Origin of the sequence: Thermodesulfovibrio thiophilus DSM 17215, from assembly GCF_000423865.1 — a bacterium.
In the GTDB taxonomy this organism is placed as follows: Bacteria; Nitrospirota; Thermodesulfovibrionia; order Thermodesulfovibrionales; family Thermodesulfovibrionaceae; genus Thermodesulfovibrio; species Thermodesulfovibrio thiophilus.
In genome coordinates this window covers 1-2,500 of the sequence record NZ_AUIU01000004.1, presented here as the reverse complement: position 1 = coordinate 2,500, position 2,500 = coordinate 1, and the positions used below count along the sequence as shown (strand labels likewise).

General features: G+C 37.1%; 5 protein-coding genes (1 of these 5 cut by a window edge). All 5 read right to left on the bottom strand.

What is annotated here, in order from left to right; translation table 11 throughout:
• A protein-coding gene (locus G581_RS0100640) for an ammonia-forming cytochrome c nitrite reductase subunit c552 (RefSeq protein ID WP_028844164.1) crosses the window boundary here: on the bottom strand, window positions 1-769 show its 5' portion. Its footprint begins 701 nt before the window's first position; only the first 769 of its 1,470 coding nucleotides appear in the window; the start codon lies at window positions 767-769; its stop codon lies beyond the left edge, outside the window.
• 13 nt (window positions 770-782) lie between these two features.
• Window positions 783-1,235, bottom strand: coding sequence for a cytochrome c nitrite reductase small subunit (gene nrfH / locus G581_RS0100635; RefSeq protein WP_051178607.1), 453 nt, complete (start codon window positions 1,233-1,235; stop codon window positions 783-785).
• A gap of 88 nt (window positions 1,236-1,323) precedes the next feature.
• Complete coding sequence (locus G581_RS12395) at window positions 1,324-1,632, bottom strand: zinc ribbon domain-containing protein (RefSeq protein ID WP_420835048.1); 309 nt, start codon at window positions 1,630-1,632, stop codon at window positions 1,324-1,326.
• Window positions 1,571-2,188 carry an RNA-guided endonuclease InsQ/TnpB family protein gene (locus G581_RS12210; protein ID WP_239639005.1) on the bottom strand — a complete coding sequence of 206 codons (618 nt, stop codon included), beginning with the start codon at window positions 2,186-2,188 and terminating at the stop codon, window positions 1,571-1,573. Before G581_RS12210 ends, G581_RS12395 begins: the two co-directional genes overlap by 62 nt.
• Window positions 2,103-2,500, bottom strand: a 398-nt coding sequence (locus G581_RS12205; protein WP_239639002.1) for a helix-turn-helix domain-containing protein, incomplete at its 5' end; no start/stop codon positions are given. The genes G581_RS12205 and G581_RS12210, both read right to left, overlap by 86 nt.

The following is a 2,500-nucleotide window of genomic DNA, read 5'->3' as shown; positions in this document are numbered from 1 at the left end:
TTTTAAGAACTTTTATGATGTTTTCAATAGAAATGCCGCCAAGTTTACTCCCTTGCCATGGAAAGAAAAGCCCAACAGGTTTCATATCTTTATCTCTTGGCACTACATATGTAACATGGCATTGACCACATACAAGACTTCGCATCAGCTGATGAGATAGATTGTTTGTATCCACTCCCATTGTCTGTAGAGCTTTTACCAGAGTAAAGCCTCTTCTAATGTGCAGTGTCGCATCCTTTGGATTGTGGCAATCTAAACAGGAGTCTCCAAGTTTTCTGTATTTTTCAGGAATCCAGCTCCATACTTCTTTATATGGCCTATTATAGTAAGCAAGACCATATTTTGCTTCAAGCTCAGGTGCAAGGGTTGTTTTGCAGGTAAGACATACCCCTCCTGGTTTAAGTCTTGAAGAATCAATTTCAAGTTGATCAATAATTCTGTAGTAATGTGCTCTTGGTTCATTATATTCAATTCCAAATCCCCAGCCATTGTAAAGTAATGCCATAAATGGATATTCAGAAAGTTTGTCATAAATTACTTTATCCGTATCCCAGCCTCTTTTATATTTACTTTTCCCAGCTGGTGTAGGTTCTTTAGACTGTTTGTACATCTCATAATGAATAGGATAAACTTTGCCCCAGACTTCTGGATCAATTTCGTTTTCCGACAGTGCGGCTGCTTTAAACTCTTTTGGCTTTTCAGGTGAGCAAGAGACTAAAATAAACAAACAAAGGCAAGATAAAATCCCAATAAAAGCAAATCGTTTCATAAAAAATACCTCCTTACATAGTTTCTCTGAAACCTGTTTGTCTATGCGATACTCTTTTATGACAGTCCCAGCATTTTCTATCTGCTACAGTAAGTCTGGAAACCATTCCTTCATGACATTTTATACAGTTTGTCTGAATTGTGTTTTTCGTATGTTCTGATGCTTTAATCCTTTCAGGAAAATTCCCTGTATGGAAAAATACGATATCTTTACCACCATCAACTGCTTTCCAGAAATAAAACTTGACTTTTGAATCATTCGGAAGATGACAGTCAACACATTTAAGAGAGTTATGTAATCCACCCTGCATCAGACTCACATATTGTTCCTGCATAACATGACATTTAGCACAAAATTCTACAGTATTAGTAGTTGCAAGAATTTTAGGAGTAAAAAAAGCTATTGCAACTAAAAAAACTAAAAGAGCTGATAGATATATACCATACCTGACAATACCATTTTTCATATCACCCTCCTTTTTATATAGGATTATATCACATTAAAATATAAATTTTTTGTAAAAATAATGTTAATTTTAGTGTCATATATGTGAACTACCCCGCCCTTACGGGCAGGGCTTCCTGGTTCGTAGAGGTCTGCATCCAAACCTCTCCCCAGGCGTTACTTCCCGCAGTTCCTGCGGTAGATTTCAGTAAAATATTTCGAGCAGCATTGTAGTCTCTATCTATAACAACATTACAGAAAGGGCATCTGTGGATCCTATCTGCAAGTGTCTTGTCAACAAGTTGACCACAAACACTGCACTTGATGCTCGTATATTGAGGGGGCACCTTCTCTATCTTACAACCAGCTTCTTCCGCTTTGTATATAAGATAATTGAGAAACTGTCCCCCATCCAGCATCAGAAATATGCTTTGCAAGATGGTGGTTTTTTACTATTCCCTTTATATTCAGATCCTCTATTGCTATAAAACCATAAGTATTTACAAGTTTACGAGAAACTTTATGATGAAAATCAGATCTCTGATTTCTAACTTTAACATGAAGTCTGGCAACAGATTGTCTTGCCTTCTTTCTGTTGTTTGCCCCCCTCTTTTTGTTGGAAAGTTGTCTTTGTTTCTGGATAAGTTTTTTTTCGGACTTAACGAGATATTTAGGGTTTTCTATAACTTCACCATCCGATGTAACAGCAAAAGATTTAATGCCCATATCTATACCAATAGCTTTATCAGGGATGGGTTTTTTAACTGGTTCATACAAGGCAGAAAAACAGGCATACCACCTGTTACATTCTCTTTTGATGGTGCAGGTTTTAACAGTGCCATCAATATTCCTATGCAGTTTAATCTTAATAGTTCCTATCCTGGAAAGTTTAAGCCCTTGCGGAGTTATCTGAAATGCAGGCTGTTGTGGATATGTGATAGAGTCGTATCTTCCTTCCCCCCTTGAATCTCGGATACCCAGCTTTATCGTTTTTCTCTTTAATCCTTCGAAAGAATCCTTGAAATGCTCTATCTACTCTAAAAAGAACATCTTGAAGGACTTGAGAATGTATCTGCTTTAGGGATTCAACAATTTGTTTATCGGATTTAAGGATTTCCTGCTGTTTGATCCGGGAAAGTCCTTTGCCAGTCTGCTCGTAATGATTTCTTCTATCCAAAAGACAGGAGTTGTGGAGGATACGGCACATATCCAAAGTCCATTCAAGTTTTTGGACTTGCTTCTTTGTAGGGTAAAGACGATATTTATAGGTTTTGGCTTTCAATATAG

What these genes read in the sequence shown, in the direction of transcription:
- nrfH (WP_051178607.1), bottom strand. Translation starts at nt 1,235, where the DNA reads ATGAAAAATGGTATTGTCAGGTATGGTATATATCTATCAGCTCTTTTA.
- G581_RS12395 (WP_420835048.1), bottom strand. Translation starts at nt 1,632, where the DNA reads ATGCTGGATGGGGGACAGTTTCTCAATTATCTTATATACAAAGCGGAA.